Source organism: Demequina gelatinilytica, from assembly GCF_000971115.1.
GTDB classification, from domain to species: domain Bacteria; phylum Actinomycetota; class Actinomycetes; order Actinomycetales; family Demequinaceae; genus Demequina; species Demequina gelatinilytica.
The window spans coordinates 72184-89555 of the sequence record NZ_BBLV01000002.1; the positions used below are offsets into that span (position 1 = coordinate 72184).

16 protein-coding genes and 1 tRNA gene are annotated in these 17372 nt (G+C 72.2%); 6 read left to right on the forward strand and 11 right to left on the reverse strand.

Going from position 1 to position 17372, the window contains the following annotated elements:
• Window position 1: 1 nt before the first annotated feature.
• The 7 genes from AOM00_RS01680 to manA form a co-directional block, all read right to left on the reverse strand.
• Entirely contained in the window at window positions 2-2293 is a 2292-nt protein-coding gene (locus AOM00_RS01680) for a heavy metal translocating P-type ATPase (protein ID WP_062516148.1), read from the reverse strand.
• 55 nt (window positions 2294-2348) lie between these two features.
• Window positions 2349-2424 (reverse strand) — tRNA-Arg (locus AOM00_RS01685).
• A 113-nt stretch (window positions 2425-2537) separates the two neighbouring features.
• Entirely contained in the window at window positions 2538-3524 is a 987-nt protein-coding gene (locus AOM00_RS01690; RefSeq protein WP_062516149.1) for an aldo/keto reductase, read from the reverse strand.
• Between the two features lie 108 nt (window positions 3525-3632).
• Window positions 3633-4358: a C40 family peptidase gene (locus AOM00_RS01695; RefSeq protein WP_062516150.1), complete on the reverse strand. Its 726-nt coding sequence runs from the start codon at window positions 4356-4358 to the stop codon at window positions 3633-3635.
• A gap of 167 nt (window positions 4359-4525) precedes the next feature.
• On the reverse strand, window positions 4526-5206 hold the full coding sequence (locus AOM00_RS15905; protein WP_062516151.1) for a metal-dependent transcriptional regulator: 681 nt from the start codon (window positions 5204-5206) through the stop codon (window positions 4526-4528).
• Window positions 5203-6531 (reverse strand): UDP-glucose dehydrogenase family protein, encoded by a 1329-nt coding sequence (locus AOM00_RS01705; protein ID WP_062516152.1) that lies wholly within the window; start codon window positions 6529-6531, stop codon window positions 5203-5205. The genes AOM00_RS15905 and AOM00_RS01705 overlap by 4 nt, the downstream gene beginning before the upstream one ends.
• A 27-nt stretch (window positions 6532-6558) precedes the next feature.
• Window positions 6559-7773: a mannose-6-phosphate isomerase, class I gene (gene manA, locus AOM00_RS01710; RefSeq protein WP_062516153.1), complete on the reverse strand. Its 1215-nt coding sequence runs from the start codon at window positions 7771-7773 to the stop codon at window positions 6559-6561.
• 32 nt (window positions 7774-7805) lie between these two features.
• On the opposite strand from manA, the gene serC reads away from it, so the two are divergent.
• Window positions 7806-8930 carry a phosphoserine transaminase gene (serC, locus tag AOM00_RS01715; RefSeq protein WP_062516154.1) on the forward strand — a complete coding sequence of 375 codons (1125 nt, stop codon included), beginning with the start codon at window positions 7806-7808 and terminating at the stop codon, window positions 8928-8930.
• Complete coding sequence (locus AOM00_RS01720; protein WP_062516155.1) at window positions 8927-9766, forward strand: CAP domain-containing protein; 840 nt, start codon at window positions 8927-8929, stop codon at window positions 9764-9766. The genes serC and AOM00_RS01720 overlap by 4 nt, the downstream gene beginning before the upstream one ends.
• Here the strand turns inward: AOM00_RS01720 and AOM00_RS01725 are convergent, their stop codons facing one another.
• From AOM00_RS01725 to AOM00_RS01735, 3 genes are read right to left on the reverse strand one after another with little or no spacing between them, the layout of a single operon-like run.
• Window positions 9767-10969 carry an MFS transporter gene (locus tag AOM00_RS01725; protein ID WP_369345415.1) on the reverse strand — a complete coding sequence of 401 codons (1203 nt, stop codon included), beginning with the start codon at window positions 10967-10969 and terminating at the stop codon, window positions 9767-9769.
• Window positions 10962-11954 (reverse strand): DUF3027 domain-containing protein, encoded by a 993-nt coding sequence (locus tag AOM00_RS01730; protein WP_062516157.1) that lies wholly within the window; start codon window positions 11952-11954, stop codon window positions 10962-10964. The genes AOM00_RS01725 and AOM00_RS01730 overlap by 8 nt, the downstream gene beginning before the upstream one ends.
• Window positions 11954-12334, reverse strand: coding sequence for a cold-shock protein (locus tag AOM00_RS01735; RefSeq protein WP_062516158.1), 381 nt, complete (start codon window positions 12332-12334; stop codon window positions 11954-11956). Before AOM00_RS01735 ends, AOM00_RS01730 begins: the two co-directional genes overlap by 1 nt.
• 172 nt (window positions 12335-12506) lie before the next feature.
• Here AOM00_RS01735 and AOM00_RS01740 point away from each other — a divergent pair, with 172 nt between their 5' ends.
• From AOM00_RS01740 to AOM00_RS01755, 4 genes are all read left to right on the forward strand, one after another.
• A complete protein-coding gene (locus tag AOM00_RS01740; protein WP_062516306.1) occupies window positions 12507-13229 on the forward strand; it encodes an HD domain-containing protein in 723 nt (240 codons plus the stop codon).
• A gap of 71 nt (window positions 13230-13300) precedes the next feature.
• Window positions 13301-13588: a WXG100 family type VII secretion target gene (locus AOM00_RS01745; RefSeq protein WP_062516159.1), complete on the forward strand. Its 288-nt coding sequence runs from the start codon at window positions 13301-13303 to the stop codon at window positions 13586-13588.
• 71 nt (window positions 13589-13659) lie between these two features.
• Entirely contained in the window at window positions 13660-15021 is a 1362-nt protein-coding gene (locus AOM00_RS01750) for a glycoside hydrolase family 6 protein (RefSeq protein WP_062516160.1), read from the forward strand.
• A 40-nt stretch (window positions 15022-15061) separates the two neighbouring features.
• Entirely contained in the window at window positions 15062-15331 is a 270-nt protein-coding gene (locus AOM00_RS01755; RefSeq protein ID WP_062516161.1) for a DUF4031 domain-containing protein, read from the forward strand.
• 198 nt (window positions 15332-15529) lie between these two features.
• Here the strand turns inward: AOM00_RS01755 and groL are convergent, their stop codons facing one another.
• Window positions 15530-17155 carry a chaperonin GroEL gene (groL, locus tag AOM00_RS01760; RefSeq protein WP_062516162.1) on the reverse strand — a complete coding sequence of 542 codons (1626 nt, stop codon included), beginning with the start codon at window positions 17153-17155 and terminating at the stop codon, window positions 15530-15532.
• Between the last annotated feature and the right edge of the window lie 217 nt (window positions 17156-17372).

Sequence of the window (17372 nt, forward strand, 5' to 3'; positions counted from 1 at the left end):
GTCACGTCCCGTACGCCGGGATCAGCCCGAACGCGTCCGCATCCTCCTGCGCGTTGTGCAGGCGCAGCACGGCGTACAGGCCGTAGAGCACGCGGCGCGCCTCCACGATCGACTCGGCGTCGGGAGGCTCGGGCGCGCCGTCGAGCAGCCGACGCAGCAGGGCCACCTGGTGCTCGATCTCGGCATGCGTGCGGGTCAGGGCGGCGACGGCCTCGCGCGTGCCCAGCGCGCGGGCGACGATGGGCACCAGGCGTTCCTCGTCGGCACGCTCGTGCGGGATGAGCTCGCTCTCGAGCGCATCCACCAGCTCGCGCGCCGCCGCGAGGTCGGGATGCCCGGTCGACAGCCCGTCCGCCACGGTCGCGACGCTCTCGACCAGCGGCCCGAGCCCGTCGTGCTCGACCCGGAGGGCGTCGAGCACCGCGCGGTCGTCGGCGGTGAGCGAGGGACGCGCGCCGCGCCCGGGCAGCACCGCGCGCAGCGCGATCGCGATCGCGAGCAGGTCGATGACCTCCTGGAGCGCGGCTCCCACGGTCGGGCTGAGGAACCCGAGCGCCGCCGCGATCATCGCGATCAGCGACAGCCCCATGCCGACGCCGACCGCCTGGAGCGCGATGCGCCGCGACCGCCGCGCGACGCTCATGGCGTGCGCGAGCGCATCGACACGGTCGACCGTGAGGACCACATCGGCGGCCTCGGAGGACGCGGTGGCGCCCCGCGCCGCGAGAGCGACGCCCACGTCCGCCGCGGCGAGCGCGGGCGCGTCGTTGATCCCGTCGCCCACCATGACCGTCGGACCCGCGGCGCGCTCACGCGCGAGGGCGGAGAGCTTGTCCTCGGGCGTGCAGTCCGCGAGCACCTCGTCGACCCCGACGATGCGCCCGACGGCATGCGCGACGTCCGCGCGATCGCCCGTCGCGAGCACCACTCGGGCGATGCCCGCGGACCTCAGCGCACGCATCATGCGCGGCGCGTCCGGCCGCACGGGATCCTGAAGCGTGAGGAGCGCGGCCGGCGCATCGTCGATCTCGACGAGCACGGTCATCGAGCCGTCGAGCTCCGCGCGGCGGCGCGCTCGCGCGACCCACACTGGCGGCGGCCCATCGAGGATCCAGCTCGCACGCCCGAGCCGGACGCGACGCCCGTCGACCGTCCCCTCGACCCCCTGGCCGTGCACCTCGCGGCTCTTCTCGGGCACCGTGAGAGAGAGCCCGCGCGCGAGCGCCGCCTCGACGATCGGCCCGGCGAGCACATGCGCGGACAGCTGGTCGAGGCTCGCGGCGAGGCGCAGGGCCTCGTCGGGATCCCCGCCTCCGGCGACCACGTCCGCGAGCGCAGGCCGTCCGCGCGTGAGCGTGCCGGTCTTGTCGACCACCATGACGCGCGAGCGAGCGAGGCGCTCGAGCGCGCCCCCGCCCTTGATCACCACGCCCAGGCGCGCGGCGCGCGACAGCCCGGACACGAGCGCGATGGGGGCCGCGAGCAGCAAGGGGCACGGCGTGGCGACCACGAGCACCGCGACGGCGCGCACGGGGTCGCCGGCGGCCCACCACGCCGCGCCGGCGAGCACCAGCGTGACCGGCACGAACACCAGCGCCCACCGATCGGCCGCGCGCACGAAGGGCGCCGAGGTGGCCTGCGCTTCCTCGACCAGGCGCACGAGCGCGGCGTAGGTCGAGGCCTCCGCGGTCGTGGTGGTGACGATCTCGACGGCGGCGCCCGCGTTCACCACGCCCGACCGCACGTCCTCGCCCGCGGCGCGCTCGACCGGGGCGGGCTCGCCCGTGAGCGCGCTCTCGTCGAACGTCGCGCCCGTGCCCAGCCGCCCGTCCACGGGCACCACCTCGCCCGGGCGCACCAGGACGCGCGAGCCGACCTCGACCTCGGCGACCGGCACCTCGACCAGGCCGGCATCCGTGAGGAGGCGCGCGGCGCGCGGCGCGCGCGCGGTGAGCAGGCTGAGCTCGCGACGTGCTCGCGCGTCCGCGCGCGACTCGAGCACCTGCCCGGTCGCGAGCATGAGGGTGATGATCGCCCCCGCGAGCGGCTCGTCGACCCAGAGCGCGCCCGCGAGCGCGAGCACCGCGATCACGTCGACCGTGGGGCGGTGGTGGCGTGCCGCCTCTAACGTCGCGGCGAGCGCGAAGATGAGGCCGAGGATGGTGCCGGCGATCCAGAGGGACGTGGCGGCGTCGGGGGCGGAGGTCCACCAGGCGACGGCACCTCCGGCCAGCAGGAGGCCCGAGACGACCAGCACGATCATCTCGAGGTGACGCCGGACCATCCCGACCATGACAACCACGTTATGGCCTGGATCGCCGCAGGCGCCGGGGCGAAGGTCACGGAGGTGGTGCGCCTGGCGCGATTCGAACGCGCGACACCCGCTTTAGGAGAGCGGTGCTCTATCCCCTGAGCTACAGGCGCCTGCATCGGGGTGCGCACACCAGGGTACCGGCTGCGTGGGCGTGCCCCACGCATCGTGCCGTGCCTGCCCGAGCGTCGCGCCGCCCCTGGACGCCGCTGAGCGCCCGACCGGCTCAGAACACCCCGTGCACGTGCTCCCGGCAGTACGTCTCGTAGATCTGCTCGAGCCGGTCCATGACCTCGGGCGACAGCTCGGGAAAGCCCGCCGCGGCGGCGTTCGACTGCGCCTGCGACGCCTTCGACGCCCCGGGGATCATCGTCGCCACCCCGACCTGCGCCAGCCACCCGAGCGCCATCTGAGCCGTGGTCCAGCCCTCGGGCGTGAGCGCCGCGACCTCGCGGGCCGCCTGCACGCCCACCTCGAACGGGATGCCTGAGAACGTCTCGCCGATGTTCATCTTCGAGCCGTCCCGGTTCCACGTGCGGTGGTCCTCGGGGGCGAAGGTGGTGCGCTCGTCGTACTTGCCCGACAGCAGCCCCGAGGCGAGCGGCAGGCGCGCGATGATGCCCACGCCCCGTTCCGCCGCGAGCGGCAGCACCCGCTCGAGCGGCTTGCGCCGGAAGATGTTCACGATGATCTGGATGGTCGCGAGGTCGGGCTGCTCGAGCGCGGCGAGCGCCTCGTCCACCAGCTCGACGCTCACGCCCCAGCGCGAGATGCGCCCCTCGGCGACCAGCGTGCGCAGGTCGTCGTAGACGCGGCCATCCGAGAAGACCGGCGTCGGCGGGCAGTGGAGCTGCACCAGGTCGAGCGTCTCGACGCCCAGGTTCTCGCGCGAGCGGTCCGTCCAGCGGCGGAAGTTGTCGAGGCTGTACTCCCCGGGCACATGCGGGTCCGCGCGGCGGCCCATCTTGGTGAAGACCACGAAGTCGTCGCGGTCCTCGCGGCCGGCAAGGAAGCGCCCGATGGCCTTCTCGGACCGGCCGTCGCCGTACACGTCCGCCGTGTCGAACAGCCGCGTGCCCGCGTCGGCGGCGGCGTTCAGCACCTCCTGAGCGGCCTCGTCGCCCACGGTGGCCCAGTCGCCACCCAGCTGCCAGGTCCCCAGGCCCACCAGCGAGATCTCACGTCCCAGGTTCGGCACCATCGTCGTCCTCATGGATCCCACCGTAGCGCCGTCGCAGAGCGCCGGGGGACGGTGCATCACGCCCGGACGCGACGAGGGCCGCCACCGAGACGGTGACGGCCCTCGTGCGACGCGTGGGGATCAGGTCACGCGGACGTAGACGGGGCTCGACTGCCAGATCGCGCGGAACTGGACGGTCTTGCCGGGTCGCGGCGAGTCGATCTGCAGGTTCGGACCGGCGTAGATCGCCACGTGGCCCGGGGAGACGATGATGTCGCCCGGCTGCGGGTTCGACACGCGCGTGCCGACCGAGTAGTAGGCGCCCGACGAGCGCGGCAGGGAGATGCCGAGCTGGGCGTAGACGTACGACACGAAGCCCGAGCAGTCGAAGCCGGCCGGCGTGGAACCGCCGGAGACGTAGGGCGTGCCCACGTACTTCGAGGCCTCGGCGATGACCGCCGAGCCGCTGATCGCGGCCGTCACGCTCGCCGACGGCGCGGTCGAGGTCGACGAGGAGGAGGACGTGGTCGACGACGAGGTCGACTCGCTCCGCGACACGGTGGTGGAGCCGCTCGTGGTCACGGGCTCGGTGGTCTGCACCACCACGGGCTCCGGCTCGGGCTCCGGCGGCGGCGGCACCTTGACCTTGACGGTCGGGGTGTCGATCTCGTAGGCGCTCTTCTTGGCGGCGGTCGTCACCTCGGGGATGTCGGCCACATCGCTCGTGTAGGCGGCGGCCGCATCAAGGACGGTGCCGGTGTCCGACGAGTCGTCGGTCACCAGGGCGGCGGCTGCGGCTCCGGTCAGGGGGACCACCACGAGTGCTGCACCCGTGGCCGCGGCCACCGCGCGCGTCTTGGCGCGCATGTATCCGTACTTCAAAGTTTTCGTTCCTTCCGCGCCCCGTGCGCGTCGATGTTTCTGCACCCCTACGCTCGCGTCATCTTCGAGCGTTTCCTCTTGTGGGGGGCGCGGCGGAGATGGTCTCCATGCCGTCAAGGCCGTCGTTGTTACCGAAAATTTATCAAAGAACGCTAAGAAGGCAAGCCGAAGATGTGGCGGGCCTGATCGCGACCCAGCACACCCCGCTTGTCGGCCACCGTGACCACCACCGCATCGTCCTGCGCCGACAGACCGATGGTCGCGCCTGGCAGGAGGCCGTTCTGGACCATCTCGGAGAGCAGCTGGAGGTCCGCCTGCGGGTGCTCGCCGATGCGGGTGACTGTGACGCGCGTCACACCGGCGTCGGCGAGGTCCGTGAGGCCGCGCTCGTCGGGCACCACCCCGGCATCGGCGGCACCCAGCTCGTCGAGGCCCGGGATGGGGTTGCCGTAGGGCGACACGGTCGGCTCGCCGAGGATCTCGAGCAGGCGCATCTCGACGCGCTCGCTCATCACGTGCTCCCACCGGCACGCCTCCTCGTGGACGTGCGAGAGGTCGAGGCCGATGACGTCCGTGAGCAGTCGTTCCGCGAGACGATGCTTGCGCATCACCCGCATGGCGAGCTCGCGGCCGTGCTCCGTGAGCTCGAGATGGCGATCGGGGGTGACCACCACGAGCCCGTCGCGCTCCATGCGCGCGATGGTCTGCGACACCGTGGGGCCGGCGTGGCCCAGGTGCTCCGCGAGGCGCGCGCGCATCGGGGTGACGCCGTCCTCGATCAGCTCGTAGATGGTCCGGAGGTACATCTCCGTCGTGTCGATGAGATCGCTCATGATGCGTGCCGCCCCATCCCGATGTAGCGCCAGCCGGCGTCGATCCACTGATCGGCGGGGAGGCAGTTGCGGCCATCGATGATGACCTTGCCTGCGACGAGCTCGGCAACCGCATGCGGGTCGAGCGAGCGGAACTCCTTCCACTCGGTCGCGACCACGACGACCTCGGCGCCCGCGCATGCCTCGACGGCGCTCTCGGCGAAGGTCAGCGTGGGCCACAGCGCGGCCGCGTTCGCCATGGCCTCCGGGTCGTAGACCCGCACATCCGCGCCCTTGAGGTGCAGACGGCCCGCCACGTCGAGCGCGGGCGAGTCGCGCACATCGTCCGACTCGGGCTTGAAGGCGGCTCCGAGCACCGCGACCCGCCCTCCCTGGAGGCGTCCGTTCAGCTCGCCGGCGACAAGCTCGATCACGTGCTCGCGGCGGCGCATGTTGACGTCGTCGACCTCGCGCAGGAACGTGAGGGCCTGATCGACGCCCAGCTCGCCCGCACGCGCCATGAAGGCGCGGATGTCCTTGGGGAGGCAGCCTCCGCCGAAGCCCAGCCCGGCCCCGAGGAACTTGCGGCCGATGCGGGCGTCGTGCCCGATCGCGTCCGCCAGGGCGACCACGTCGCCTCCCGCGGCCTCGCAGACCTCCGCGATCGCGTTGATGAAGGAGATCTTGGTCGCGAGGAACGCGTTCGCGCTGACCTTGACGAGCTCCGCGGTCGCGAGGTCGGTCACCAGGAACGGCGTGTCACGCGCGATCGCGTCCGCGTAGACCTCGCGCGCGACCTCCTCGATGCGCCCGGGGCGTGCCGGGTCGACGCCGACCACCAGGCGGTCGGGACGCAGCGTGTCCTCGACCGCGAAGCCCTCGCGCAGGAACTCAGGGTTCCACCCGAGCTCGGCCTGGTCGCCCACGGGGGCGAGCTCGCGGACCCGCGCGGCGAGGCGCGCGGCCGTGCCGACCGGGACGGTCGACTTGCCCAGGATCACGGCGGGGCGCCTCAGCAGCGGCGCGAGGGTCTCGATGACGGAGTCGACGAACGTCATGTCTGCCGCGTAGGAGCCCTTCTTCTGGGGAGTGCCGACCCCGATGAAGTGGACGTCCGCGAAGTCCGCCGCCTCGGCGGCGTCGGTGGTGAAGCGCAGCCGCCCGGAGTCGACGTGCTTCTTCAGGAGCTCCGGGAGCCCGGGCTCGTAGAACGGGACCTCCCCACGCTGGAGGCGCTCGATCTTGGCCGGGTCGATGTCGACACCGATCACCTCATGTCCCAGCTCCGCCATGCCGGCTGCGTGCGTGGCCCCCAGATAACCCGTCCCGAAGACGGAGATGCGCATTGCCATGCGCCCCAGGCTAGCGGGTGGTCAAGGCCTCGCCGGAGGCGTCTCGACCACCACCGCGGACCCCACCGCGTCCACAATCAGACGACCATCCACAAACGGGACGAACGCTGCCTCGCCGCGCCTGAGGCTCACCGATCCACGGTCGCCATGGAGCGTCGCCGTGCCGTCCACGGCAAGGACGATGCGGGGCCCCGGCGCGAAGGCCGCGGTGCCCCGCTCCACCACGGTGAGAGCGAACTCGTCGACCGGTGCCGGGTACCGCGTCGCGACGCCCTCGGACTCGGTCACCACCACGGGCGGAGGGGTCGGGGTGCCGTCCGTGAGCTCGACGAGGAGGTCGATGTCGACGGGCTTGGGCGTGAGGCCCGCGCGCACCACGTTGTCGGAGTTCGCCATGATCTCGACGCCCACACCCGACTGGTACGAGTGGATGACGCCCGCGCCGGTGAAGCACGCCTGACCGGGGGTGAGGCGCACCACGTTGAGCGCGACGGCGACCAGGGCCCCGGGATCGCCGGGGAACTCGAGCGCCGCCGCGGAGGCGACGGCGAGCGACTCGGGGACGCCGGAGCGGCCGCCGACCTCCACGAGCGCCTCGAGCGCTGCGGGCGCCTCGGGGTCGCGCAGGACGCGCTGGATGTACTCGCCGAGCGCCACGGTCGGCTCGGTCGCGTTCGCGAGGTCCTCGGCCCACCGGCGCGTGCACGGCTGCCCCAGCCACACGAGGTCCTTCGCGACGGCCGATGCGGGACGGAAGCCCGCAAGCAGCGTCATCGGGGTGAGCGCGACGATCATCTCCGGCTTGTGCGAGCGGTCCTTGAAGGTGCGCGTGGCGGCGTCGACGGGGACGCCGCGCCCCTCCTCGTCCTTGAAGCCTGCCTCGGCCTGGTCGAGCGTCGGATGCACCTGGAGGGACAGCGGCTTCGCGATCGCGAGGACCTTGAGCAGGTACGGGAGCCTCTCCCAGCGGGAGGCGAGGTCGGGACCCAGCATCGCCTCGGGCGCACGCGAGATGAGCGCGTCGAGGGGCGCTTCCTCTCCGGGACGCATGCCGAGCTCGTCCGCGCCGTCGTGGTGCGCGGCGGTGGCGAGAGCGGGCGCGGACATGTGCGCCCCCCACCATGCCTCGGCGACGGGGTCTCCGGACACGGGAAGTCCGACCAGGTCCTCGAGGACCTCGGTCATCCCCCAGGCGTAGTTCTGAAGGGCGGGCGTGAGGCGGTACACGAGCGCCATGATGCCAGCACCGCCGCCATTACAGTGATGCCATGACGGACAACATCGAGATCCCGCCTGCCCTCCTGCCCCGCGACGGACGCTTCGGCTCGGGGCCGTCGAAGGTCACCGACGCGCAGGTGGAGGCCCTGGTCGCGAGCCAGCCCGGAGTGCTCGGCACGTCCCATCGCCAGGCGCCCGTGAAGAACCTCGTGCGCGACATCCGCGCGATGCTCGGGGAGCTCTACGGGCTCCCGGCCGGCTACGAGGTCGTGCTGGGCAACGGCGGCTCGACCATGTTCTGGGACGCCGCGGCGTTCTCGCTCGTGCGTGAGCGCGCCCAGCACTGCGCGTTCGGGGAGTTCGGCTCGAAGTTCGCCAAGGCGACGGACGCCGCACCCCACCTGGGTGCATCGTCCCTCCGCACCGCGGCGCCGGGAGGAGCGATCCTCCCCGAGGCGGAGGCCGGCATCGACGTGTACGCGTGGCCGCACAACGAGACCTCGACGGGGGTCTGCGTGCCCGTGACCCGCCCGGCGGGCATCGGCGACGCCCTCACCGTGGTCGACGCGACCTCCGCCGCGGGCGGGGTCGAGGTCGACATCGCGCAGGCGGACGTCTACTACTTCGCGCCGCAGAAGAGCTTCGCGGCGGACGGCGGGCTGTGGTTCGCGATCATGTCCCCGGCGGCGATCGCCCGCGTCGAGGAGATCGCGGCGAGCGGACGCTGGATCCCCGAGTCGCTGTCGCTCAAGGTCGCGCTCGACAACTCCCGCGCCGACCAGACGCTCAACACTCCCGCGGTGGCGACGCTCGTGCTCATGCGTGCGCAGCTCGAGTGGATGCTGGCCGGAGGCGGCCTGCCCTTCACCGCGGCACGCTCGCGCGAGTCGTCCGACCTGCTCTACGGCTGGGCGGCACGAACCGGATGGACTGAGACATTCGTCACAGACCCTGGCCTCCGCTCCCCCGTGGTTGCGACCATCGATCTGCACCAGAGCGTCGACAGCGCCGAGCTGCGCAGGCACCTGCGCGCTCAAGGGGTTGTCGATATTGACCCGTACAGGAAGCTTGGCCGGAACCAGATCCGCGTGGGCGTGTATCCCGCGGTCGAGCCGGAGGACGTGAGCCGCCTGGTGCAGTCGATGGACTACCTCGTGGAGAGATTGCTGACATGACCGAGATGCAGGATGTGCTGGAGCGCAACCGCCGACGTCGTCGTCACGCTCCGGCCATCCTGCTCGGCGGGCTGCCGGTCGTGATCGCCTCGACGGTGCTCGCCAGCGCGTACACCTTCGCCCCCGCCACCGCGTCCTACGCGCAGGACGCGATCGACGCCCCCGCCGTCGAGGACACGCAGCCGCAGGCGCTGCCCACCATCACGGCCTCCGCCGAAGGCGTCGAGGCCCCCCGGACGCACACCGTCAAGGTCACCAAGCCGAAGCCGACCCCGACGCCCACGCCCGCCCCGACCGCGGCCTCGACCTCCGCATCGTCCGGCGGCACCGTCTCCGCCCCGAGCACCTCGGGCTCGACCACGCGGTCGACGTCGGGCTCCTCCGGTTCGACCACGCCGGCGAGCACCACGGTGGACTTCACCGCCTACTGCGCCAACCCGCAGGCACCCTCGGGCGCCTCGAGCGTGAGCGGGCTGCTCGCGGCGGCGAACGCCGAACGCGCCAAGGCCGGGATCGCACCGCTCACGTGGTCCGGCTCGCTCGCCTCGGCCGCGCAGTCGTGGTCGCGGTCCATGGCGGCGGCGGACTCGAAGACCGATGCCCCCGCGGACGCCCTCGCGCACAACCCTTCGCGCCCCGGCGCCGAGAACGTGGGGGTCGCCTACCGCTCGACGGGCATGTCCGAGTCGACGGCGATGAACAAGCTCCACGTCAACTGGGTCTACTCGTCGGGGCACTGCGCGAACCTCATGAACCCCGCCTACAGCCAGATGGGCGCGGGCGCGGCGGTCACCGACGACGGCACCACCTGGTACGCGACGCAGAACTTCCGCTGATCAGTCGGTCCGGTGCACGTGCGCCGGTCGTCCTCGCGGCACCCACCGGAGGAACCCTGCGGTCACCGCGAGGCCGATGCCTCCGACCGCGACGTACCCGACGGGCAGCGCGATGAGCGCTCCGGCGGACACCAGCGCGGGACCGGCGAGCCCGCCGACGTCCTGGAGCACCATCCATACGCCGGTGAACACCGACCTGCCGCGCACGGGCGCGACATCCGCGCCGAGGGTCATGATGAGCCCCGAGCCCCACCCGTTGCCCACCCCGAGGACCAGCGCCGCCGCCGTCACCTGGGCTACGCCGTGCGTGAGCGGCAGCAGCAGGAAGCCCGCCGCGAGCAGGAGCGACGACGGCACGGCGGTCCACAGCCGGCCGCGTCGATCCATGGTCGCCCCGGCCGGGTAGAAGAGCAGCATGTCGATGCCAGCAGAGATCGAGAAGATGAGCGTCGACAGCTCGGGGCTGAGGCCCACATGCGCTGCCCACAGCGGGATCACCGCGATGCGCGCCTGGCGCAGCGCACCCGTCGCCACCACGGTGAGGCCCAGCGTGGACAGGACCTGCCGCTGCTCGCCGACCACCTCTCGCAGGCTCGCGGGGCTCGGCGGTCGGACGATGCGCCGGTCGCCGCGCATGCCGACGATCGCCAGGAGCGCCATCGCGGCGACGATGCACACGAGGCCGAGCCAGTAGGTCGCGGGCAGGCCCCACGTCGCGATGACGGCGGCGCCGACCAGCGGCCCGATGAAGTTTCCGATGCGCCACACGCCCGCGAGCGACGTGAGCGATCGCGCGATGCCGGCATGGCTGACGACCCCGAGGATCTGGTCCTGACGGGCGACGTGGTACGCCGCGTGACCGAGCCCGACGAGCACGGCGCCGATCATGAACACCGCGAGGTCCGGCTCGAGCGCTGCCGCCGCGGCGCCCGCGCCGATGAGGGCGAGCGACACGAGCGCGGCGTGCGCCGAGCCGAGACGATGCGTGAGCGCACCGCCGACGGCCGAACCGGGCAGGCGGCCCAGCTGGTACGCCGCGACCGCGAGCGAGCCGAACGCGGCCGTGTGGCCCATCTCGACCACGGTGAGCGCAAGCACCGGCAGCATCGCTCCGATGCCGATCTCCGCGACGAGCGTGGGGATGTAGACCCGCGCGGCGAGCGCGCGTGCGACGCGCGCCGTGGCCGCGGCGGGCTCAGTCAGCCTGGCGCTCCGCGTCCTCGGTCTCCTCGGCGGGCTCTGCGACGGCGGCGTCCTCCGGGGTGGCCTCCTCGGCGGGCTCGGCCTCCGCGACCGCCTGGGTCTCGGGCTCGGGCTCGGGCGCAAGCTCCGGCTCCGCGGGCACCTCGTCCTCCGAGGGCTCGGAAGCCTCCGCCACCGGCTGATCCTCCGGCTCTGCGGACGCCTCGGGCTCAGCGGCGGGCTCGGGCTCCGGCTCGGGCTCGGCAGTGAGGTCGAGCGCCACCGGCACATCGTTCTGGAACACGGGGTCCGGGTCCGGCCACTGCGTGGCGCCGCGCTCGACATCGGTCTCGGAGTGCGCACCGCACCCGTGGTCGACGCTCACCACGCGGCCGTCCGAGGGCGACCACTCGTTGGCGCATGCGCCGAAACGCATGCGCATCGAACCGGTGAGGGGGATGAAGAACGCGCAGGTCGAGCACGGCGAGGCGGACGCCATCGCGGACGCGGCGCTCGGGCCGTGCGATCCGCGGTACCAGCGGTCGGCGACCTCGGTGCGGCCGTCCTGGCCCAGCACGCGCGGGCGACCCAGCCCGAGCTCCCAGTTCGCGAGCCGGTCCTCGTCCTCCTCGCCCGTGGACTCGTAGCCCTGGACCAGGCGGCCGTCGCCGGGGATGTACGGGAGGACCATCGACGGCTCGAGGTCGCCGGGGCGCACGCGGTCCGCCCACGGCACCCACGCGGGGGCGAGGAGGGCATCGTCCGCGGGCACCAGGTGGGCCTCGCAGACGGTCGCGACCTTCTGGCGCGGCGCGCGCGCGAGCGTGACGGACCAGACCCACCCGCGGTACCCGGGCATCGTGCACGCGAACAGGTGCGTCACCAGTCGGTCCTCGACCGTGGTGGCGCTCAGGTGGTCGCCCACCAGGGCATCGTCGCCTGCGGCCTCGACCGCCGCCTCGCGGGCGAGATCGAGGGCGCCCAGCAGCACCGCATCCTTGGCCATCAGACGTCCAGCTGGTCCGCGACGGCACGCAGTACCGCGGCCACCGGCTTGCTCTTCGCGGCATCCGGGTAACGGCCCTTGCGCAGCGCGTTGGAGACGCCGTCGAGCATCTTGATGAGGTCCTCGACGATGACCGTCATCTCCTCGGGCTTCTTGCGGAGGTTGGCGGCGACCGAGGGCGCGGCCTCGACGACGGTCACGTTGAGCGCGGACGGGCCGCGGCGGCCGTCGGCGACGGAGAAGTCGACCTTGGCGCCCGGGCGGACCGTGGTGCCTGCAGGAAGCGCCGAGGCGTGCAGGAAGACCTCGGAGCCGTCTTCGCTCGCGATGAATCCGAACCCCTTGTCGGTGTCGAACCACTTCACCTTGCCAGTGGGCACATCTACCTCGTTCGTCCTGGATGGTGCCGCAGCTCGGCACCCCGCACGATTCTAGCCGGACCCCGGGACACCGTCCCATGCCGAGGGTCCGCGGTGGGGTGCTTTGCTTCCGGGCACCGGATGTGGGCAGACTGGAGACGTAGAGGGAAGCCCGGAACCACTCGAGGTGAACATGCCCACGCCCACCACGCCTGCCTGGCTGCTCCCCGCATTCGTGCGGGAGGCGACCGCGGTGGGAGCGACGGCATCGTCGGAGGAGGTGTCCGAGGCAGGCGCACGCCTGCTGCGACGCTGGCAGAACCCCGCCCGCCGCTTCCACGACGTCCGCCATCTTGTCGAGCTCCTCACGCGCGTCGACGAGCTCCAGCAGGAGACCCGTCTGCCGCACTGCGTGCGCCTGGCCGCCTGGTACCACGGTGCGGTGTTCTCCTCGGACTCCGAGTCGGCCTATGCCGCCCGCGGCGGCGAGGACGAGGATGCGAGCGCGGAGTACGCGCGGATGGAGCTGAGGGACCTCGGCGTCCCGGCCGAGAAGATCGACGCGGTGGCGACGATGGTCAAGGGCCTGGCACGCCATGTCGCGGTGCCCGACACCCCGGATGCCGCGGTCCTCTCGGATGCGGACCTCGCGATCCTCGCGTCGGACCCGCAGCGGTACAAGGCGTACATCACCGACGTCCGCGAGGAGTATGCGGAGATCCCCGAGGACCGGTTCCTCGCGAGCAGGCGCGCGATCGTGGCCCGCCTGCTGTCCCGCGAGCGCCTCTACACGAGCCCCCTGGGCGCCACGTGGGAGGCCCAGGCGCGGCAGAACCTCACGGCGGAGCTCGCGCGGCTCGACAAGGCCATCGCGGCGATGTCCCCGGCCACGGACGCCTCCGCTCCCCTCCCCTGAGCGCGGGGCCTCCTCCGGGCACCTGAGCACCGCCTCCTAGCGTCGGCCTCACCGACACCGAGGAGGACACCATGGAGTACCACGTCGACGCGGCCGAGGTCTCGGCCGTCTCCGCCCGGGCCGCGCGGTCCGCCGATGCGATCCGTGGGGAGGTCGGGGCGCTCATGGCGGAGCTGACGCGGCTCGACGGTTCGTGGCGCGGAGGCGCGGCGGCCGCCTTCGGGGACGTGCGTGAGCAGTGGCGCGGAGCGCAGGCCCACGTCGAGTCCGCGCTCGACGCGATCACCCAGGCCCTCGCGCACGCGGCGCGCTCGTACGAGGACGCGGAGGCGACGGCATCGCGCCTGTTCCGCACGTGAACGGACGTGAGACTCCCCACACTCGCCGGGCACGGGAGGAACGGGGCCGCGTGCGCGCCTAGCATGGCGCGATGCGCAAGTGGTTCCCGACGTTCGCCGCCGCCGTCATCGGCGCGCTGGCGCTTGCCCTCGCAAGCCCTGCCGCGGCCGGCGCCGCCGCGCGCAGCTGCGCGGTGGAGTACACCGTGAACGCGCAGTGGGACGGCGGCTACACCGCCCAGGTGAGGGTCCGGCACCAGGGACCCACGCTGGACGGTTGGACGCTGCGCTGGAGGTACGGCCAGAAGCAGCGCATCACGCAGGCATGGAGCACCACCGTCGTGAGCGGCTCCGGCAAGGTGCGCCTCCGGGACGCGGGCTACAACGCGACCGTGCGCAGCGGCGACTCGATCGATCTGGGGTTCCTCGGCACGTGGTCGGGCAGGAACGGCAAGCCGACGGGCGTCATGCTGAACGGTCTCAAGTGCTCGGTGACCACCACGCTCGCGCAGGCGGGCGCATCGTCCGGCGCGTCCTCCTCGACGTCGTCGTCCACCGCCTCGACGGGCGCGAGCAACCCGCTCACGTGGACCAAGGCCCCGCAGGTCAAGGCGAGCCAGCGGTTCTTCGTCGACAAGCGCTCGCAGGCCTATGCCGCGTACTCGAAGGCCTCCGGTTCGACCAGGACGCAGCTGGGCAAGATCGCGAAGACGGCGACCTCGAGGTGGATCGGGTCGTGGCTCTCAGGCCCGCAGGCCCGCGCCGAGGTGCGGGACTACACGCGGCGGGCCAAGCAGGCCGGTCGCACCGGGGTGATGGTGATCTACGCGATCCCTGGACGCGACTGCGGCTCCTACTCCGCCGGCGGGGTCTCGACCAGCGAGTACGCGAGGTGGATCGACCAGGTGGCCGACGGGATCGTCGGTCGACCGTGGGTCATCCTCGAGCCCGATGCGCTCGCCCAGCTGGGCGACTGCTCCGGCCAGGGCGACCGCGTCGGGTACCTGCGCTACGCGGCGAAGAAGCTCACGCAGGCCGGCGCGCGCGTCTACCTGGACGCCGGGCATTCGAACTGGCGCTCGGTGGACGACACGGTGGCACGGCTGCGCAAGGTCGGCTTCAAGTACGCCGCCGGATTCTCCCTCAACACCTCGAACTACAACTCCACGGCGGCGGAACGCGCCTACGGCGTCGCGATCGCGAGGAAGCTGGGTGGCCGGACGTTCGTGATCGACACCTCGCGCAACGGCAGGGGATCCAACGGCCAGTGGTGCAACCCGCCCGGCCGAGGCCTGGGCATGCGGCCCAAGATCGCCGCCGACCGCACGTACGTCGACGCGTACCTGTGGATCAAGGCGCCGGGCGAGTCGGACGGGTACTGCAACGGCGGCCCCGCGGCGGGAGCCTGGTGGCAGAAGGGCGCGCTGGCGCTCGCGCGCAACGCCTCGTGGTGACGCGCGCGGGCCGGGTGAGGTCCGCGCCTACCCTGAGGTCATGATCCTCATCGACCCGCCGCTCTGGCCCCGCCACGGTACGGTCTGGGGCCACCTCGTGTCGGACTCGTCGCTCGACGAGCTGCACCGCTTCGCGGCCGCGGCGGGCATCCCCCCGCGAGCGTTCGACCGCGACCACTACGACTACCCCGTCGAGCGCCGCAACGCGTTGGTGGCGCTCGGGGCGGCGGAGGTCTCCACGCGAGAGCTCATCGTGCGGCTGCGCCGGTCGGGGCTCCGCGTGACCGCGGCGCAACGACGCGCGGTCTGACCCGCACCACCCCAGCCTCGATACCGACGGAAAGTGCACGTTCCGAACCCGGAACGGGCACTCTCCGGCGGTGTACACGCTTGCACGCGCGGGGGCGGGGCGGGGCGGAGTGGGGCGGGGCGGGCATGACGAAGGCCCCGCCCCCGGCGAACCGGGAGCGGGGCCTTCGCGCTGGCCTCTGCGAAGCTCGAGCAGGGCTTAGAAGCCCATGCCGCCCATGTCGGGGGCACCGGCCGGCATGGCCGGCTCGGGCTCGGGCTTGTCGGCGACGACAGCCTCGGTGGTGAGGAACAGCGCCGCGATCGACGCAGCGTTCTGCAGCGCCGAGCGGGTCACCTTCACCGGGTCGTTGACGCCCGCGGCAAGCAGGTCGACGTACTCGCCGGTCGCGGCGTTGAGGCCGAAGTGGACCGGGAGGCCCTTGACCTTCTCCACCACGACGCCACCCTCGAGGCCGGCGTTGACGGCGATCTGGCGCAGCGGCGCGGTGATCGCGGCCTCGACGATGCGAGCACCGGTGGCCTCGTCGCCCTCGAGGGCGAGGCCCTCGAACGCGGTGGTACCGGCCTGGATGAGGGCCACGCCACCACCGGCGACGATGCCCTCCTCGACGGCGGCCTTCGCGTTGCGGACGGCGTCCTCGATGCGGTGCTTGCGCTCCTTGAGCTCGACCTCGGTCGCCGCGCCCGCCTTGATGACGGCGACGCCGCCGGCGAGCTTGGCGAGGCGCTCCTGGAGCTTCTCGCGGTCGTAGTCCGAGTCGGAGTTGTCGATCTCGGCGCGGATCTGGCGGACGCGGCCCGCGAGCTGCTCCTCCGAGCCGGCACCCTCGACGATGGTGGTCTCGTCCTTGGTCACGACGACCTTGCGCGCCTGACCGAGGAGCTCGAGGCCCGCGTTGTCGAGCGAGAGGCCGACCGACTCCGAGATCACGGTGCCGCCGGTGAGGATCGCCATGTCCTGCAGCATCGCCTTGCGGCGGTCGCCGAAGCCGGGCGCCTTGACGGCGACGGCCTTGAAGGTGCCGCGGATCTTGTTGACGACCAGGGTCGCGAGGGCCTCGGACTCGACGTCCTCCGCGATGATCGCGAGGGGCTTGCCGGTCTGCATGACCTTCTCGAGCACGGGCACGAGGTCCTTGACCGAGTTGATCTTCGACTCGACGAGCAGGATGTACGCGTCCTCGAGGACGGCCTCCTGGCGCTCGGCGTCGGTGACGAAGTAGGCCGAGAGGAAGCCCTTGTCGAAGCGCATGCCCTCGGTCAGCTCGAGCTCGAGGCCCAGAGCCGAGGACTCCTCGACGGTGATGACACCCTCCTTGCCGACCTTGTCCATCGCCTCGGCGATGAGCTCGCCGATCGCGGGGTCGCCGGCGGAGATGCCCGCGGTCGCGGCGATCTCGTCCTTGGTCTCGACCTCCTTGGCCGCCTTGAGCAGCTCGGCGGTCACGGCCTCGACGGCCTTCTCGATGCCCTTCTTGAGGGCGATCGGGTTCGCGCCGGCCGCGACGTTGCGCAGGCCCTGCTGCACGAGCGCCTGGGCGAGCACGGTCGCGGTGGTGGTGCCGTCACCGGCGACGTCGTCGGTCTTCTTCGCGACCTCCTTGACGAGCTCCGCGCCGATCTTCTCGAAGGGCTCCTCGAGCTCGATCTCCTTGGCGATGGAGACGCCGTCGTTCGTGATGGTGGGAGCGCCCCACTTCTTCTCGAGAACGACGTTGCGACCCTTGGGTCCAAGAGTGACCTTGACGGCGTCGGCGAGGGCGTTCATGCCCCGCTCCATGCCGCGGCGGGCCTCCTCATCGAAGGCAATGATCTTTGCCATGGGGGTAGTACCTCTTCCGATGGATGACGGTCCCCCACCGCCCGCGACGGACGATGCACGGCCGGGCGTTCACGTCACGCCAGGCCCCGCACCTCGGCGGAGAACCCTAGGTCTCTTAGCACTCGCGCCTGGCGAGTGCTAACGCCGATTCTGGCACTCTCCCCCGCCGAGTGCAAACGGCCTGAACCGTGTTCGCCGAGGGCGTGGCGGCGCATCG

Excerpts from the sequence above, each read along its gene's own strand:
- AOM00_RS01680 (WP_062516148.1), bottom strand. The coding sequence starts at position 2,293 with ATGGTCGGGATGGTCCGGCGTCACCTCGAGATGATCGTGCTGGTCGTC.
- AOM00_RS01745 (WP_062516159.1), top strand. The coding sequence starts at position 13,301 with ATGGAGTACCACGTCGACGCGGCCGAGGTCTCGGCCGTCTCCGCCCGG.
- serC (WP_062516154.1), top strand. The coding sequence starts at position 7,806 with ATGACGGACAACATCGAGATCCCGCCTGCCCTCCTGCCCCGCGACGGA.
- groL (WP_062516162.1), bottom strand. The coding sequence starts at position 17,155 with ATGGCAAAGATCATTGCCTTCGATGAGGAGGCCCGCCGCGGCATGGAG.
- AOM00_RS01750 (WP_062516160.1), top strand. The coding sequence starts at position 13,660 with ATGCGCAAGTGGTTCCCGACGTTCGCCGCCGCCGTCATCGGCGCGCTG.
- AOM00_RS01740 (WP_062516306.1), top strand. The coding sequence starts at position 12,507 with ATGCCCACGCCCACCACGCCTGCCTGGCTGCTCCCCGCATTCGTGCGG.
- AOM00_RS01690 (WP_062516149.1), bottom strand. The coding sequence starts at position 3,524 with ATGAGGACGACGATGGTGCCGAACCTGGGACGTGAGATCTCGCTGGTG.
- AOM00_RS01705 (WP_062516152.1), bottom strand. The coding sequence starts at position 6,531 with ATGCGCATCTCCGTCTTCGGGACGGGTTATCTGGGGGCCACGCACGCA.
- AOM00_RS01730 (WP_062516157.1), bottom strand. The coding sequence starts at position 11,954 with ATGGCCAAGGATGCGGTGCTGCTGGGCGCCCTCGATCTCGCCCGCGAG.
- AOM00_RS01695 (WP_062516150.1), bottom strand. The coding sequence starts at position 4,358 with ATGCGCGCCAAGACGCGCGCGGTGGCCGCGGCCACGGGTGCAGCACTC.
- AOM00_RS15905 (WP_062516151.1), bottom strand. The coding sequence starts at position 5,206 with ATGAGCGATCTCATCGACACGACGGAGATGTACCTCCGGACCATCTAC.
- AOM00_RS01720 (WP_062516155.1), top strand. The coding sequence starts at position 8,927 with ATGACCGAGATGCAGGATGTGCTGGAGCGCAACCGCCGACGTCGTCGT.
- AOM00_RS01755 (WP_062516161.1), top strand. The coding sequence starts at position 15,062 with ATGATCCTCATCGACCCGCCGCTCTGGCCCCGCCACGGTACGGTCTGG.
- manA (WP_062516153.1), bottom strand. The coding sequence starts at position 7,773 with ATGGCGCTCGTGTACCGCCTCACGCCCGCCCTTCAGAACTACGCCTGG.